The sequence below is a fragment of the Pseudomonas sp. SG20052 genome, assembly GCF_031766055.1.
GTDB classification, from domain to species: Bacteria; Pseudomonadota; Gammaproteobacteria; order Pseudomonadales; family Pseudomonadaceae; genus Aquipseudomonas; species Aquipseudomonas mandelii.
On the sequence record NZ_CP134498.1, the window covers coordinates 5,928,820 to 5,942,578 of the forward strand.

The window sequence follows — 13,759 nt, forward strand, 5'->3', positions numbered from 1 at the left end:
ATTGAGGGCCGCTCTCAAATTCCAGGCAAAAGAAAAGGGAGACCCGTCGGCCTCCCTTAGAGAACTTCGTCCGTGCTCGACGCTTATGACGTCGGCTCACCTCACGCCGTCTTCTGGACAGTGTGTAGCTCGGAGGCCGGCACATCCCCTGTGGGGGTGGCGGCCGCCGCCGGCCTGATTCGGCGAGCGGCTGTGGACTGTTTGTCCGAGCAGTGATTCTGGTGATAAGAATAGGCCGCGAGTGCCGGCAGAGGATTGCGAAGATTGCTCAATTAAACATCACTTGCGCAATTTTTAACCCTGGATAGATAATCTGCCGCAATAGTTATGACAAAGGCCTGATTGATGAGCAAACTCGACCGATACGACTTGAGCATTTTGGCGGAATTGCAGCGTGACGCGCGCATCTCCAACCAGGAGCTGGCCGAACGCATCGGCCTGTCGCCTTCGCCTTGCTCGCGCCGGGTCAAGCAACTGGAAGACGACGGCTACATCACCCGCCAGGTGGCGCTGCTGGACCGCAAGATGCTCGGTTTGAGCCTCACGGCTTACGTGCTGATCGGCATGGACCGCCATACGCCGGAGCGTTTCGAGAACTTTGAAGCCGCGATTCGAACGTTGCCCCAGGTGCTGGAATGCAGCTTGGTGACGGGGATGGATGCAGATTATCAACTCAAGGTTGTGGTGCCGGACATGGATCACTACCAGAAACTGCTGCTGGGGCATTTGACCCGGATTGAAGGGGTGACCAGCGTTCGTTCGAGTTTTGTGTTGAATCAGGTGCTCAATAGTACCGAGCTGCCGTTAACTCATCTGCGCAGCTGATGTCCCCATCGCGAGCAGGCTCACTCCTACAGTGGATCTCCTGAACACCGAAGATCCCTTGTAGGAGCCTGCTCGCGATAAGGCCGGCACAGGCGACGAATGACTGCGACACACTGCCGCAGGTCAATCCTCCAGCCCGTCCCCATGCCGTATACTCCAGCGCCTTTTAGCCCCGCCCGCGCTGGAGATATTCAATGGATCCTGCCGTACTCGAAGAGTGGATGATGACCGGACTGGTCAGCGTCCTGATCATTTTCATGGGTTTCATCGTCTGGGATCTGGCGAAAAAATCCAAGGCCGGACGTTTTGGCTCGTTCATTCTGTTCTTCGTACTGGGTCTGGGCGTGGCTGCGTTCGTGATCAAAAGCGTGGTCATCGGCCTGATCGAAACCGGCACGCTATAAGCGCGCCGGCACTTCCTTCCACTGGCCCTGATCGAGTCCTTCGATTGTCCAGTCGCCGATTCTGACCCGTACCAGGCGCAACGTCGGCAAGCCGACGGCCGCTGTCATGCGCCGCACCTGACGGTTGCGCCCCTCGCGAATCACCAACTCCAGCCAACTGGTCGGCACGCTTTTGCGAAAGCGCACCGGCGGGTTGCGTGGCCACAGCTCGGGCTCCTCCAATTGCCGCGCCTCGGCCGGCAAGGTCATGCCGTCATTCAGTTCGACGCCGTCACGCAAACGCTGCAACTGCTCAGCGCTCGGCTCACCCTCCACCTGCACCCAATAGGTCTTGGCCAATTTGTGTTTCGGGTCAGCGATTCGCGCTTGCAGCTGGCCATCGTTGGTCAGCAGCAGTAATCCTTCGCTGTCGCGGTCCAGCCGTCCTGCCGGATAGATCCCCGGAATCTCGATGTAATCCTTGAGCGTCGCCCGCCCTCCTTCGTCACTGAACTGGGTCAGCACATCGAAGGGTTTGTTGAACAGGATCAGCTTCGGCTCGGCCGGCGGCGCTTTGGCGACACGGCGCGGGGCTGGGGAGGATGGCGCAGGCTTCGCGCCAGGGCGGCGAGAAACGGGACGTTGTGGACGGGACATGGGAAAGAGGAGCATCTAACGGTCAGGGCTGCCAATGCTAGTGCCCTGACCGTCAAATGACCATCACGAATCAGCGGAACGGCGGCTCGTCGAAGCTGCGCAGTTTGCGCGAATGCAACGAGTTGAGTTCGGTGCGCAACAGATCCACCGCCTCGATGCCGATCTTCAAGTGCTGGCTGACCGCGCGCTCATAGAAGGCGTTGGCCGAACCCGGCAGCTTGATTTCGCTGTGCAGCGGTTTGTCCGACACACAGAGCAACGTGCCATAGGGCACCCGCAGGCGATAGCCTTGGGCGGCGATGGTGCCGCTTTCCATGTCCACCGCCACGGCGCGGGACAAGTTGATCAGCGGACGTTCCTGCGCCCAGCGCAATTCCCAGTTACGGTCGTCGTAGGTCAACACGGTGCCGGTGCGCAGGCGTTTTTTCAGCTCGTCGCCCTTTTCGCCGGTAATGTTCGCGGCCGCTTGCTGCAAGGCCATCTGCACTTCGGCCAGGGCCGGGATCGGAATGTTCGGCGGCACCACCCGGTCGAGAATCCCGTCGCGACGCATATAAGCGTGCGCCAGCACGTAGTCGCCAATGGTCTGCGACTGACGCAAGCCGCCGCAGTGACCGATCATCAACCAGCAATGTGGACGCAACACCGCCAAATGGTCGGTGATGTTCTTGGCGTTGGACGGGCCGACGCCGATGTTCACCAGGGTCACGCCATGGCCATCGCTGGCAATCAGGTGATAGGCCGGCATCTGATAGCGGTGCCACACCACGCCCGCAGCAATCGCCGAGGCTTCGCCGTGGTCCATGCTCTTTTCGATGATCACGTTGCCGGGCAATACCATGCGCACGAAACGCGGGTCACTGCGCAACTGCTCCAAACCATGGACGATGAATTGGTCAACGTACCGGTGGTAGTTGGTCAGCAGAATCCACGGCTGCACATGACGCCAGTCGCTGCCGGTGTAATGCACCAGTCGACGCAGGGAAAAATCCACCCGCGCGGCATCGAACAGGGCCAGTGGCAGCGGATCGGTGTTCTCCCAGTCGTACAAGCCATCGGCAATGCCGTCGGTCGCGGCGGACAAGTCGGTGCTCGGGAACACCCGCGCCAGCACGGCGGCGGTGACGCCGGAGCCGGCTAGTTCATCGCCCTGCTCGACCACGTAAGGATAAGGAATATTTTGCTGGCTGATGCCGACTTCGACGGTCACGGTGAAGTCGTGCATCAACGGCACGAGTTGTTCCAGCAGGTATTTACGGAACGCCGCCGGATGGGTGACGGTGACACTGTAGGTCCCAGGCAGCTGAACCTTGGCGTAAGCGCGGGTGGTCTGTGGGACTTCGCCCTGGCAGTGGTAGGTCAGACGCAGTTCGGGATAACGAAACATCGCACGCTGCTCAGCGTCCGGTTCGACTCGGTCCTTGAGATAACGCTTGAGCGCCTGGTTCAGCGCGGTGGTTGCACGATTGTGCAAGAGCGCAAGCCGGTCCACGGCTTGCTCGGCGGTTTGAACGACAATAAAAGCTTCGGTCACGATCAGCATCCTGTGTTCTGACTTGCAGAGCTTCATCTTGCCTGCATCGTCGCTTCACGGGAACAGTGGCGTGTTGGCTATATGTCACTGATAGCCCCTGTAGGAGTGAGCCTGCTCGCGATAACGGCTTGTCAGTCACATAGATGTTGGATGTGCCAACGCTATCGCGAGCAGGCTCACTCCTACAGGGGTTCTGTGTGGTTCATGCCATCGTGGTCAAAAACCCTGCGGAGTCGAGCGGGCGACGATCGCTTCCACTTCCAGCCCACGCGGCAACGCGCCATACACCCGACCGGCCGAGCCGAGGCGACTGGCGATGAACGCATCGCTGACTGCCGAGTTGCCGGCTTCCAGCAACAGTTTGGCCTGAAGCCCCAGCGCAATGTCTTCAGTGAGCTGCCGAGCACGGTATTGAATATCGCTGGTGTCCTTGAACGCCGTCTGCAACTGGCTGATGTGCGCAGCCAGGCGCTTATCGCCCTGACCATCACCCAACTCACTGAACAACACATCAAGCACACCTGGCTCCTTCGATAGCGCCCGCAGCACGTCCAGGCACTGCACGTTACCGGAACCTTCCCACGTCGAATTGACCGGCGCCTCACGGTAGAGGCGCGGGAGGATGCTTTCCTCGACATAGCCCGCACCGCCCATGCATTCGGCGGCTTCGTTGATCATTGCCGGGGCGCGCTTGCAGATCCAGTACTTGCCCACCGCCGTCACCAACCGGGCGAATTTGGCTTCGTGGCTGTCATCCAGATGATCCAGCGCCTTGCCCATGCGCAGGCTCAAGGCCAGGGCCGCTTCGCTTTCCAGCGCCAGATCAGCGAGTACGTTTTGCATCAACGGCTGTTCGCTGAGCAACTTGCCGCCGACCATGCGATGTGCGCAGTGATGGCTGGCCTGGGTCAGCGCCTGACGCATCAGCGAGCTGGAACCGACCATGCAATCGAAGCGAGTCATCGCGACCATCTCAATGATGGTCGGAACCCCGCGCCCTTCTTCACCGACCATCCACGCCAGCGCGCCACGGAACTCGACCTCGCTGGAAGCATTGGAGCAATTGCCGAGTTTGTTCTTCAGGCGCTGGATGTAGAACTGATTGCGCGTGTCGTCCGGGCGATGGCGTGGCAGCAGGAAACAGGTCAAGCCCTTGTCGGTCTGCGCCAACGTCAGGAAGGCATCGCACATCGGCGCGGAACAGAACCACTTGTGCCCGACCAATTCATAAGCCTGGCCCGGGCCACTGGCGCCGACCGGGTACGCCTTGGTGGTGTTGGCCCGCACGTCGGTGCCGCCCTGTTTCTCGGTCATCGCCATGCCGATGGTGACACCGGCCTTGTGGGCCATGCCGACATTGCGCGGGTCGTATTCGGTCGAGAGGATTTTCGGCAGCCACTGCTCGGCCAGGTCCGGTTGCAGGCGCATCGCCGGGACGCTGGCGAAGGTCATGGTCAACGGGCAACCGCTGCCGGCTTCGGCCTGGCTGTGCAGGTACGTCATCGACGCGCGAGCCACATGGGCGCCAGGTTGCGGATGTGCCCAGGGTGATGAGGTCAAGCCGTGCTCGACCGCCGTGCGCATCAACTGGTGATACGCCGGGTGAAATTCCACCAGGTCGATGCGATGCCCGTATCGGTCATGGCTGACGAACACCGGTTTGTTCTGATTGGCCAGGAACCCTGCTTCCATCAGCGGCCCGCCGGCCAATGCACCATAAGCGTCGATCCGCGACTCGGCCCAACCCGCCCCGAAACGCCGAGACCATTCTTGCAAAGGCAGGTCGATGCGATAGAGGTTGGCGCCGTCCAGCGACGGGGGCTGATTGGTGACTTCGTGGGTTTCGGCGAACTGATGCAGGTTCATGACGGGGCTCCTTTGGTCAGCCAAGGGATTCAGTTAAGCACCGCCTCTTGGCCGAACAAAGTGTCATACCCGCCTAAATGTCGGCGCTTTCGCCTTGCCCCGAACAGAGTACCCGGCGATAGAGCGCCGCTTGCAGATCCTCGAATTTCACCGGTTTGCTCAGGTGATCGATCAAGGCTCCCGTCGGGCATCGCTCCCGCTCGGCGCTCACGGCAATCACGAACACCGGCAAGTCGGCACAGCCCGGCAAGCCGCGGATCTGGCAGCAAAAGGCGGTGCCATCCAGCGTCGGCAACTGACCATCGAGCAGGACAGCATCGAAGCTTTCACGCTGCAAGAGGTCGAGCGCGGCAGCGCCGCTGTCGGTGGCGCGCACCCGGAACCCGAGCTTGAGCAACATGCCACGCATCACCAATTGATTGATGCTGTTGTCATCCACCAGCAGCACCGTGCAGTCCTGTGGCAATCGAAGACGCGGAAACTCGCGGGTCATCAAGGGCACTGCCGGCCGCTCGACCACAGGCAGTTCGAACTCGACGTCCAACTGGAAACGGCTGCCGCTGCCGGGCTCGGATCGATGGGTCAGGCGCCCGCCGAGCAATTCGACCAGTTGCCGACAGATCGCCAGGCCTACGCCCAGGCCGCCGTATTCACGGGTCATCGAGCCGTCGAGCTGGAAGAAGCGCTGATACAGCGTCGCCTCTCCCAGATCGGTAAAACCGATACCGGTGTCGATCACCGCAAACGACAGCGACACCCGGCCGTTTTCCACCGGTTTGCCCGTCACGCGCAGGGCCAGCCCGCCGACCCGGGTGAACTTGATGGCGTTATCCAGCAGGCATTCCAGGCATTGCGCCAACTTGGTGCTGTCACCGTTCAAGCGATCCGGCAGGCCCGGCATCACTTCGACTTTGAAGTCCAGGGACTTGCCTGAAGCATTGCCCTCGAATTGGGTGCGCAAGGTGTCGACCACGCCACGCAGACTGAACGTTGCCGGGATGACTTTAAGCTTGCCGGCCTGCAACTCGGTGAGGGTCAGGATGCCGTTGACCATGCGCATCATGTCCCGTGCGGAGCCGGCGGCGGTTTGCTGGTATTGCTCCAGTTCCGGGTCCATCTCGACGGTTTGCATCAACTCCAGCGAACCGATCACACCGTTCATGGGCGTGCGCAATTCGTGGGTCAGGGTGGCGAGGAATTCATCCTTGAGCTTGTTACTGTGGGCCAGTTGCTGGTTCAGCACCTCGAGTTTCTGACCGGCATCGAACAGCGTCTGCGCTTGCTGCTCGCGCATGGCGTTGATGCGGTCGGCCAAGGCGAGGGACAGCAGCGCCACTTCGATGGCCGAACCGATCTGGCTGGAATACATGGTCAGGAACACGTTCGGCAGGTATCCCAACACCATGAGGGTGTTGACGATGCCGCCGAGCAGGAAGGCCGACCAGGCAATGATGAAATATCGGGCCACCCGCAAGCCACCCAGCCAGGCGCATAGCCCGGCGATGAAAATCGCCACGGTGAAAACCAACGCCAAGGCTGTTGCCAGGCGCAAGGCCAGGGCGTAGCTGGTCATCAACGACAACCCGACCACGAGCGCACTGAACGCCACCAGCGCCAACAGTAAACGGTCGAGCCAGCGACTGTGGTTGGCCGTCTGCAAGAAGCTGCGGGCGAACTGGCTGCCGAACAGTCCAGCACAACCGATGAAGAATGGCGTCGCGGCGTTGGCCCACCACGGATTGTCCGGCCAGAAATACTCCACGGCTGCGCCGTTCACTGACAGTTGATACAGGCCGAAGGAAGCGATGTAGAAGATGTAATAGAGATAGCTGGTGTCGCGCACGCTGAGGTAGATGAACAGGTTGTAGACCAGCATCCCCAACAACACACCATAAATCAGCCCCAGCACATAAAGGCGGACCGGCTGTTCTTCGAGGTAAGCGGTGCTCGACCACAAGGTGACGGGCGCCTGGATCGACCCTTCGCTTTGCAGGCGCAAGTACACGGTTTGCGCCTGGTCAGGCAGGAAATTGAGATCGAACAGGTAGTTGTTCTGGCGGAACTCGCGACTGGCAAACGGCAACGCATCGCCTGTTTGCCGGGCCAATCGAAAGTCACCGCCAGCATCGGGCAAGTAGAGATCGAGGTGATCGAGGGGCGGATAGGCCAGTTCCAGCAGCCAGGTCCGTTGCGCCGCCGGGTTCGACGGACGGTAATGCAGATCGATTCTCAGCCAGAACACCGAGCGCGAGTAACCGGCGTTGAGGGTGGCTTTATCGTGGGGCTTGAAGTTACCGGCCGCGGCTTGCGCACGGACATCGGCGATGGTCGCCTGACCGCCCGCGTCTTCGTAGACCTGCAGGGTTCGGCCCAGGGGAAGGCTCTGGGTGAATTCATCGAATTCGACGGCGCTCGCCATGAGGGGCAAGCACAACAGCAACATCAGCAAATAGCGCATTTAAGCCCCAGCGTGGCCTGTCCGGTTATCTCAGGAAGCCCCTCATTCCCTTTGAGTAGACGTAAAACCGGTATTACCTGTTATTGGTTTGGATCCACTCTAGCATAGCCGCTGATGGCCATTGAGCACCATTGAAATTTTTCCTGCAAGGGCTCTAGTACGGGCGTTCCAGCGACGAACTTCAGGAAAATCTGGTTACACGGTCAGCTTATGGCTATATGCAACACCTGAGGCGAGGGAGCTTGCTCACATGGAGGTGCGCAGCGCCCCACCCTTTGCATTCGGTCGGTAACATTGCGTCGCCAGATTCACCACGGCTTCGCAGCGGAACGGGGCCAGCCCCCTCACCACAATGTATCGGCAGACCTGGCGACCACTGCACCCGAAAATCGATGTTTGGTGGTAAGCTCGCGCACCATGAATATCTACAGCTCTCGCCCCGTTGTCCTCTGTCTCTCCGGCCACGACCCCAGTGGTGGCGCCGGCTTGCAGGCAGATATCGAAGCCCTGCTCGCCCAGGGTTGTCATGCGGCCCCGGCCGTCACCGCCCTGACCGTGCAAGACACGGTCAACGTCACTGACTTTCGCGTGCTCGACCGCGAGTGGGTGCTGGCCCAGGCCAACGCCGTGCTCAACGACTCCGAAGTCGCTGCCGTGAAACTGGGCATGCTCGGTTCCCTGGAGATGGTCGACACTGTCGTCGAACTGCTCTCGGCACACCCGCACTTGCCGGTGGTCTGCGACCCGGTGCTGCGCGCCGGTGGCGGCGGACGCCTGGGCAAGGATGAAGTCGGCTACGCCATGCGCGAACGCCTGCTGCCCCTGTCCATCATCGCCACCCCTAACCTGCCCGAAGCCCGCATCCTCGCCGAACTGCCCGAAGGCACCGCGGACGAGTGCGCTGAAAAACTCCTGCCGTTCGTCAAGCACCTGCTGATCACGGGCGGCCATGGCGACGAACACGAAATCCACAATCGCCTGTACAGCCGCGATGGTCACCGCGAAACCTTTACTTGCCAGCGCTTGCCCGGCAGTTATCACGGCTCCGGTTGCACCTTGGCCAGCGCCCTGGCCGGTCGTCTGGCCCAGGGTGAAAATCTCGTCAGTGCCGTGCAGACCGCGCTTAACTACACGTGGCGTACCCTGCGGGATGCCGAGCAGTTGGGCAAAGGCCAGTTCGTGCCGCGTCGCCTGCCGCTGGATTTCTGTTCGTAACTTTCTATTCGCACTGCGGTGAGGCTTGTCCGATGAAACTACGTGGCCTGTACGCCATTACCGACAGCCAGTTGCTGGCCGGTAAATTTCTTTCGTACGTGGAGGCGGCGCTGGAGGGCGGCGTCACCCTGCTGCAATACCGCGACAAAAGCAGCGACGAGGCCCGACGTTTGCGTGAGGCCGAAGCCCTGCGCAATCTGTGCGACCGCTACAAGACTCAGCTGATTATCAATGACGACGCCGAACTGGCCGCTCGCCTGAATGTCGGCGTACACCTGGGCCAGACTGACGGCCCCTTGTCGCCGACCCGCGCCTTGCTCGGTCGCCAGGCAATCATCGGTTCGACCTGTCACGCGCAACTCGAACTCGCCGAGCAAGCAGCCAAGGAAGGCGCCAGTTACGTCGCCTTCGGCCGCTTCTTCAATTCCAATACCAAACCCGGCGCACCGACCTGCAGCCTCGAACTGCTGGACCAGGCCCGCAGCAAACTGCACCTGCCGATCTGCGCGATCGGCGGCATCACCCTCGACAACGCCGCCCCGCTGGTGGCCCACGGGGTCGACTTGCTGGCGGTGGTGCATGGCCTGTTTGGCGCCGAGAGCACGGCTGAAGTGACACGCCGTGCCCGCGCCTTTAACGAATTACTGAAAATCTGATTTGAGAGCCCGATCATGTCTCGTTCCGAAACCCTGTTTGCCAACGCCCAGAAACACATCCCCGGTGGCGTGAACTCGCCTGTTCGCGCGTTCAAAAGTGTGGGCGGCACGCCGCTGTTCTTCAAACACGCCGAAGGCGCCTACGTCACCGACGAAGACGACAAGCGTTACGTTGACTACGTCGGTTCCTGGGGCCCGATGATTCTCGGTCACAGCCACCCGGACGTGCTGGACGCTGTGCGTAAACAACTGGAGCACGGCTTGTCCTACGGCGCCCCGACCGCGATGGAAACCGAGATGGCCGACCTGGTCTGCTCGATCGTGCCGTCGATGGAAATGGTGCGCATGGTCAGCTCCGGCACCGAAGCGACCATGAGTGCCATCCGTCTGGCCCGTGGTTTCACCGGTCGCGACAACATCATCAAGTTCGAAGGCTGCTATCACGGTCACTCCGACAGCCTGCTGGTCAAGGCCGGCTCCGGCGCGCTGACCCAAGGCGTGCCGAGCTCGGCCGGTGTGCCGGCGGATTTCGCCAAGCACACCCTGACTCTGCCGTTCAATGACATCGACGCGGTCGAAGCCATGCTCGCTGACGTCGGCCAGGACGTGGCCTGCATCATCGTCGAGCCGGTGGCCGGCAACATGAACTGCGTTCCGCCGGCGCCAGGTTTCCTCGAAGGCCTGCGGACCCTGTGCGACAAACACGGCGTAGTGCTGATTTTCGACGAAGTGATGACCGGTTTCCGAGTTGCCCTCGGCGGTGCACAAGCGCACTTCGGCGTGACGCCGGACCTGAGCACCTTTGGCAAGATCATCGGTGGCGGCATGCCGGTCGGCTGCTTCGGCGGCAAGCGCGAAATCATGTCGCACATCGCGCCACTGGGTCCGGTCTATCAGGCAGGCACCTTGTCGGGTAACCCATTGGCAATGGCGGCGGGCCTGACGACGTTGCGCCTGATCAGCCGTCCCGGTTTCCACGACGAGCTGACCGACTACACCAGCCGCTTGCTCGATGGCCTGCAACAGCGCGCCGATGCTGCTGGCATTCCGTTCGTGACCACGCAGGCTGGCGGAATGTTTGGCCTGTACTTCAGCGGTGCCGACGACATCGTGACTTTCGATGACGTGATGGCCAGCGACGCCAAGCTGTTCGGTCGTTTCTTCCACTTGATGCTCGAGGGCGGCGTGTACCTGGCGCCGAGCGCTTTCGAAGCCGGCTTCACCTCGATCGCTCATGGCGAAGCCGAGTTGAAACTGACGCTGGATGCCGCCGAGCGTGCCTTCGCCGCATTGAAATAACGCTGTGCCCGCTGACGTTGGCGATTGCCAGCGTCAGCTTTCACCTGGATTTACACCTTTATTCCTACGCTTCTGCTAATAATCCCCCGTCAATCGGGCGATATATTCCCCGTGCAGCAGAAAAACGAGTAAAGACTTTGTAAGGTTGGCCCTGCTTATTTCATAATGCGCGCTTATTGGATCCCCTCGATGGGTCCGCGCGCCCTTCAGAGGTAAGTCGATTCCCATGAACCGCACCGGCCGCGCCCTTGCACTGGGCTGCCTGTTGCTCCTTCAGCCCCTGCTCGCGCTCGCACAAGCAGGCGGCAACTCGTTGTTAATCCCAGCGATGGGTCGCTGCACCCTCAATACTCAGCCGCAAGACCTGACGCAAGCGCTCGCTGCCTGCCAGAAAGCGTCGGATGAAGGGGATGCACAAGCGCAATACGAGTTAGGTGAGTTCTACTACGACGGCAAAAACACCCCGCGCGACCTCAATAAGGCCCTGGGCTATTTTGAAAAAGCTTCGTTGCAAGGCCACGCCCAGGCGCAATTCAAACTCGGCACCATGTTCTTTCACGGCGAAGGCGTACCGGCCAATAACGTTCAGGCGTATATCGTGCTGAAAATGGCCGCGGTCAACGGTGCTGAAGAGGCACTGGATACGGCCGACGAAGTGGCCGAGAAGATGCCCCGCGAAGACCTTGAGATGGCGACTCAGGTGCTTGGGCAAATCTTCCGTAAATACCTGATGGAATTGCAGAGCGCCGATGGGCGTACGCCGTTTTCGCCGCTGCCCTGATGGACGCAGGCCCCTGTGGCGAGGGAGCTTGCTCCCGCTCGGCTGCGCAGCAGTCGTAACGTCAAACAATGCGGTGAATCAGAAAAACGGTGTTTGCAGAGTTTAGGGCCGCTTCGCGCCCCAGCGGGAGCAAGCTCCCTCGCCACAAACAACCCAGTTCATTTCAAAAGCTTTCCTGCTTACTTCTCAGGCATCGGCATCGGAAACGGCATGACATTGCCGACCGCGCCGCGGGCTTCGCTGATTTTCGGTGTGCCGAGGCGTTCCACTTCGTCGATGCGCACAATCGAATGCATCGGAACAAAACTGCGCACCACGCCTTCGAACTGAGCTTTCAACTTCTCTTCGCTCGGGTCGACGACCACTTGCGTGCGCTCGCCAAAGACGAACTCTTCCACTTCCAGGAAGCCCCACAGATCACTTTGATAGATCTGCTTGGCATACATTTCGTACACCTGGCCCTGGTTGAGGAAAATCACCTTGTAGATTGGGGCTTCACGTTTGGTCATGGTGGGCGGGCAACACATAGGGGATAAAAATGAGGGCGCGAACTATAGCATAGCCGCCGGACGCACAGCTGTAGGAACCTTGGGACATGTTCCCTATAATGCGCGGTTCTTTGAATCACGTGATGACACTGTCCATGGCCAAGAAGCTTTACATCGAAACCCACGGTTGCCAGATGAACGAGTACGACAGCTCGCGCATGGTCGATCTGCTGGGTGAACATCAGGCCCTGGAAGTGACCGCTCGCGCTGAAGACGCCGACGTGATCCTGCTCAACACCTGCTCCATTCGTGAACGCGCCCAGGACCGGGTGTACTCCCAGCTCGGCCGCTGGCGCGAACTGAAACTGGCCAACCCGGACATGGTGATCGCCGTCGGCGGCTGCGTGGCCAGCCAGGAAGGCGCGGCCATTCGCGATCGCGCGCCGTATGTGGACGTGGTGTTCGGCCCGCAAACCCTGCACCGCCTGCCGGAAATGATCGACGCCGCGCGCGCCACCAAGCTGCCGCAAGTCGACGTCTCGTTCCCGGAAATTGAAAAATTCGACCATCTGCCCGAGCCGCGTATCGATGGCCCGAGCGCTTATGTGTCGGTCATGGAAGGCTGCAGCAAATACTGCACCTTCTGCGTGGTGCCTTATACCCGCGGTGAAGAAGTCAGTCGGCCGTTTGATGACGTCATTGCCGAGATCATGCACCTGGCCGAAAACGGCGTGCGCGAAGTGACGCTGCTGGGCCAGAACGTCAACGGCTATCGCGGGACCACGCACGACGGACGTTTTGCCGATCTGGCCGAGCTGATTCGTGTGGTGGCCGCCGTCGATGGCATCGACCGGATTCGCTACACCACCTCGCACCCGCTGGAGTTCTCCGACAGCCTGATCCAGGCCCACGCCGACGTGCCGGAACTGGTAAAACACCTGCACTTGCCGGTGCAATCGGGCTCGGACCGCATTCTCTCGGCGATGAAACGCAACCACACCGCGCTGGAATACAAATCCAAACTGCGCAAGCTGCGGGCAGCTGTCCCAGGGATCTGCATCAGTTCGGACTTCATCGTCGGCTTCCCGGGCGAGACCGAGAAAGACTTCGAACAGACCATGAAGCTGATCGAAGACGTCGGTTTCGACTTCTCCTACTCGTTCGTCTACAGCCAGCGCCCTGGCACCCCGGCTGCGGATCTGGCCGACGAGACGCCGGAAGAACTGAAGAAAGAACGGTTGAACGCGCTGCAACATCGCTTGAACCAGCAAGGTTTCGAGATCAGCCGACAAATGGTCGGCTCGATCCAGCGGATTCTGGTCACGGATTATTCGAAAAAAGACCCCGGCGAACTGCAAGGCCGGACCGAGAATAACCGGATCGTCAACTTCCGCTGCGACAATCCGACCTTGATCGGCCAGTTCGCCGACGTGCACATCGACGCCGCACAGCCGCACTCGCTGCGGGGCTCGCTGATTTCGTAACACCGTAAAACCTGTAGGAACGAGGCTTGCCCGCGAAGGCGGACTGACACTCACCACATGAGTCGTCTGAAATACCGCCTTCGCGGGCAAGTTTCGCTCCTACAGGGCCGGTG

Annotated in this window: 12 protein-coding genes; 7 read left to right on the forward strand and 5 right to left on the reverse strand. The window is 60.5% G+C overall.

The window, feature by feature from the left end; all coding sequences use genetic code 11:
* The first annotated feature begins 345 nt into the window (after window positions 1-345).
* Both RHP74_RS27255 and RHP74_RS27260 read left to right on the forward strand, forming a co-directional pair.
* Window positions 346-825 carry an Lrp/AsnC family transcriptional regulator gene (locus RHP74_RS27255; protein ID WP_007894448.1) on the forward strand — a complete coding sequence of 160 codons (480 nt, stop codon included), beginning with the start codon at window positions 346-348 and terminating at the stop codon, window positions 823-825.
* Window positions 826-1,019: 194 nt separating this feature from the next.
* A complete protein-coding gene (locus RHP74_RS27260) occupies window positions 1,020-1,229 on the forward strand; it encodes a DUF2788 domain-containing protein (RefSeq protein WP_010467392.1) in 210 nt (69 codons plus the stop codon).
* On the opposite strand, the gene RHP74_RS27265 is transcribed toward RHP74_RS27260, so the two are convergent.
* The 4 genes from RHP74_RS27265 to RHP74_RS27280 form a co-directional block, all read right to left on the reverse strand.
* On the reverse strand, window positions 1,224-1,865 hold the full coding sequence (locus RHP74_RS27265) for a pseudouridine synthase (protein WP_010467391.1): 642 nt from the start codon (window positions 1,863-1,865) through the stop codon (window positions 1,224-1,226). The genes RHP74_RS27260 and RHP74_RS27265 overlap by 6 nt on opposite strands.
* Before the next feature lie 70 nt (window positions 1,866-1,935).
* Window positions 1,936-3,435 carry an AMP nucleosidase gene (amn, locus tag RHP74_RS27270; protein WP_169858286.1) on the reverse strand — a complete coding sequence of 500 codons (1,500 nt, stop codon included), beginning with the start codon at window positions 3,433-3,435 and terminating at the stop codon, window positions 1,936-1,938.
* A gap of 180 nt (window positions 3,436-3,615) precedes the next feature.
* Window positions 3,616-5,265, reverse strand: a complete 1,650-nt coding sequence (locus RHP74_RS27275; protein ID WP_083375692.1) for an acyl-CoA dehydrogenase family protein — start codon at window positions 5,263-5,265, stop codon at window positions 3,616-3,618.
* Between the two features lie 73 nt (window positions 5,266-5,338).
* Complete coding sequence (locus RHP74_RS27280) at window positions 5,339-7,723, reverse strand: 7TM diverse intracellular signaling domain-containing protein (protein ID WP_311096728.1); 2,385 nt, start codon at window positions 7,721-7,723, stop codon at window positions 5,339-5,341.
* Window positions 7,724-8,140: 417 nt separating this feature from the next.
* Between RHP74_RS27280 and RHP74_RS27285 the strand changes: the two genes are divergently transcribed.
* The 4 genes from RHP74_RS27285 to RHP74_RS27300 all read left to right on the forward strand — a co-directional run bounded on the left by RHP74_RS27285 (window position 8,141) and on the right by RHP74_RS27300 (window position 11,674).
* On the forward strand, window positions 8,141-8,938 hold the full coding sequence (locus RHP74_RS27285) for a hydroxymethylpyrimidine/phosphomethylpyrimidine kinase (RefSeq protein ID WP_010467387.1): 798 nt from the start codon (window positions 8,141-8,143) through the stop codon (window positions 8,936-8,938).
* Window positions 8,939-8,970: 32 nt separating this feature from the next.
* On the forward strand, window positions 8,971-9,594 hold the full coding sequence (thiE, locus tag RHP74_RS27290; RefSeq protein ID WP_010467386.1) for a thiamine phosphate synthase: 624 nt from the start codon (window positions 8,971-8,973) through the stop codon (window positions 9,592-9,594).
* Window positions 9,595-9,609: 15 nt separating this feature from the next.
* Window positions 9,610-10,893, forward strand: a complete 1,284-nt coding sequence (hemL, locus tag RHP74_RS27295) for a glutamate-1-semialdehyde 2,1-aminomutase (protein ID WP_010467385.1) — start codon at window positions 9,610-9,612, stop codon at window positions 10,891-10,893.
* A gap of 226 nt (window positions 10,894-11,119) precedes the next feature.
* Complete coding sequence (locus RHP74_RS27300; protein WP_010467384.1) at window positions 11,120-11,674, forward strand: tetratricopeptide repeat protein; 555 nt, start codon at window positions 11,120-11,122, stop codon at window positions 11,672-11,674.
* Between the two features lie 179 nt (window positions 11,675-11,853).
* Here RHP74_RS27300 and RHP74_RS27305 read toward each other — a convergent pair whose 3' ends face one another.
* Window positions 11,854-12,183, reverse strand: coding sequence for a DUF1820 family protein (locus RHP74_RS27305; protein WP_007894425.1), 330 nt, complete (start codon window positions 12,181-12,183; stop codon window positions 11,854-11,856).
* A gap of 134 nt (window positions 12,184-12,317) precedes the next feature.
* On the opposite strand from RHP74_RS27305, the gene miaB reads away from it, so the two are divergent.
* A complete protein-coding gene (miaB, locus tag RHP74_RS27310) occupies window positions 12,318-13,646 on the forward strand; it encodes a tRNA (N6-isopentenyl adenosine(37)-C2)-methylthiotransferase MiaB (protein ID WP_311096729.1) in 1,329 nt (442 codons plus the stop codon).
* The last annotated feature ends 113 nt before the right edge of the window (window positions 13,647-13,759 follow it).

What these genes read in the sequence shown, in the direction of transcription:
- RHP74_RS27265 (WP_010467391.1), bottom strand. Translation starts at nt 1,865, where the DNA reads ATGTCCCGTCCACAACGTCCCGTTTCTCGCCGCCCTGGCGCGAAGCCT.
- RHP74_RS27260 (WP_010467392.1), top strand. Translation starts at nt 1,020, where the DNA reads ATGGATCCTGCCGTACTCGAAGAGTGGATGATGACCGGACTGGTCAGC.
- thiE (WP_010467386.1), top strand. Translation starts at nt 8,971, where the DNA reads ATGAAACTACGTGGCCTGTACGCCATTACCGACAGCCAGTTGCTGGCC.
- miaB (WP_311096729.1), top strand. Translation starts at nt 12,318, where the DNA reads ATGGCCAAGAAGCTTTACATCGAAACCCACGGTTGCCAGATGAACGAG.
- RHP74_RS27285 (WP_010467387.1), top strand. Translation starts at nt 8,141, where the DNA reads ATGAATATCTACAGCTCTCGCCCCGTTGTCCTCTGTCTCTCCGGCCAC.
- RHP74_RS27275 (WP_083375692.1), bottom strand. Translation starts at nt 5,265, where the DNA reads ATGAACCTGCATCAGTTCGCCGAAACCCACGAAGTCACCAATCAGCCC.
- RHP74_RS27255 (WP_007894448.1), top strand. Translation starts at nt 346, where the DNA reads ATGAGCAAACTCGACCGATACGACTTGAGCATTTTGGCGGAATTGCAG.
- RHP74_RS27305 (WP_007894425.1), bottom strand. Translation starts at nt 12,183, where the DNA reads ATGACCAAACGTGAAGCCCCAATCTACAAGGTGATTTTCCTCAACCAG.
- RHP74_RS27280 (WP_311096728.1), bottom strand. Translation starts at nt 7,723, where the DNA reads ATGCGCTATTTGCTGATGTTGCTGTTGTGCTTGCCCCTCATGGCGAGC.
- hemL (WP_010467385.1), top strand. Translation starts at nt 9,610, where the DNA reads ATGTCTCGTTCCGAAACCCTGTTTGCCAACGCCCAGAAACACATCCCC.
- amn (WP_169858286.1), bottom strand. Translation starts at nt 3,435, where the DNA reads ATGAAGCTCTGCAAGTCAGAACACAGGATGCTGATCGTGACCGAAGCT.
- RHP74_RS27300 (WP_010467384.1), top strand. Translation starts at nt 11,120, where the DNA reads ATGAACCGCACCGGCCGCGCCCTTGCACTGGGCTGCCTGTTGCTCCTT.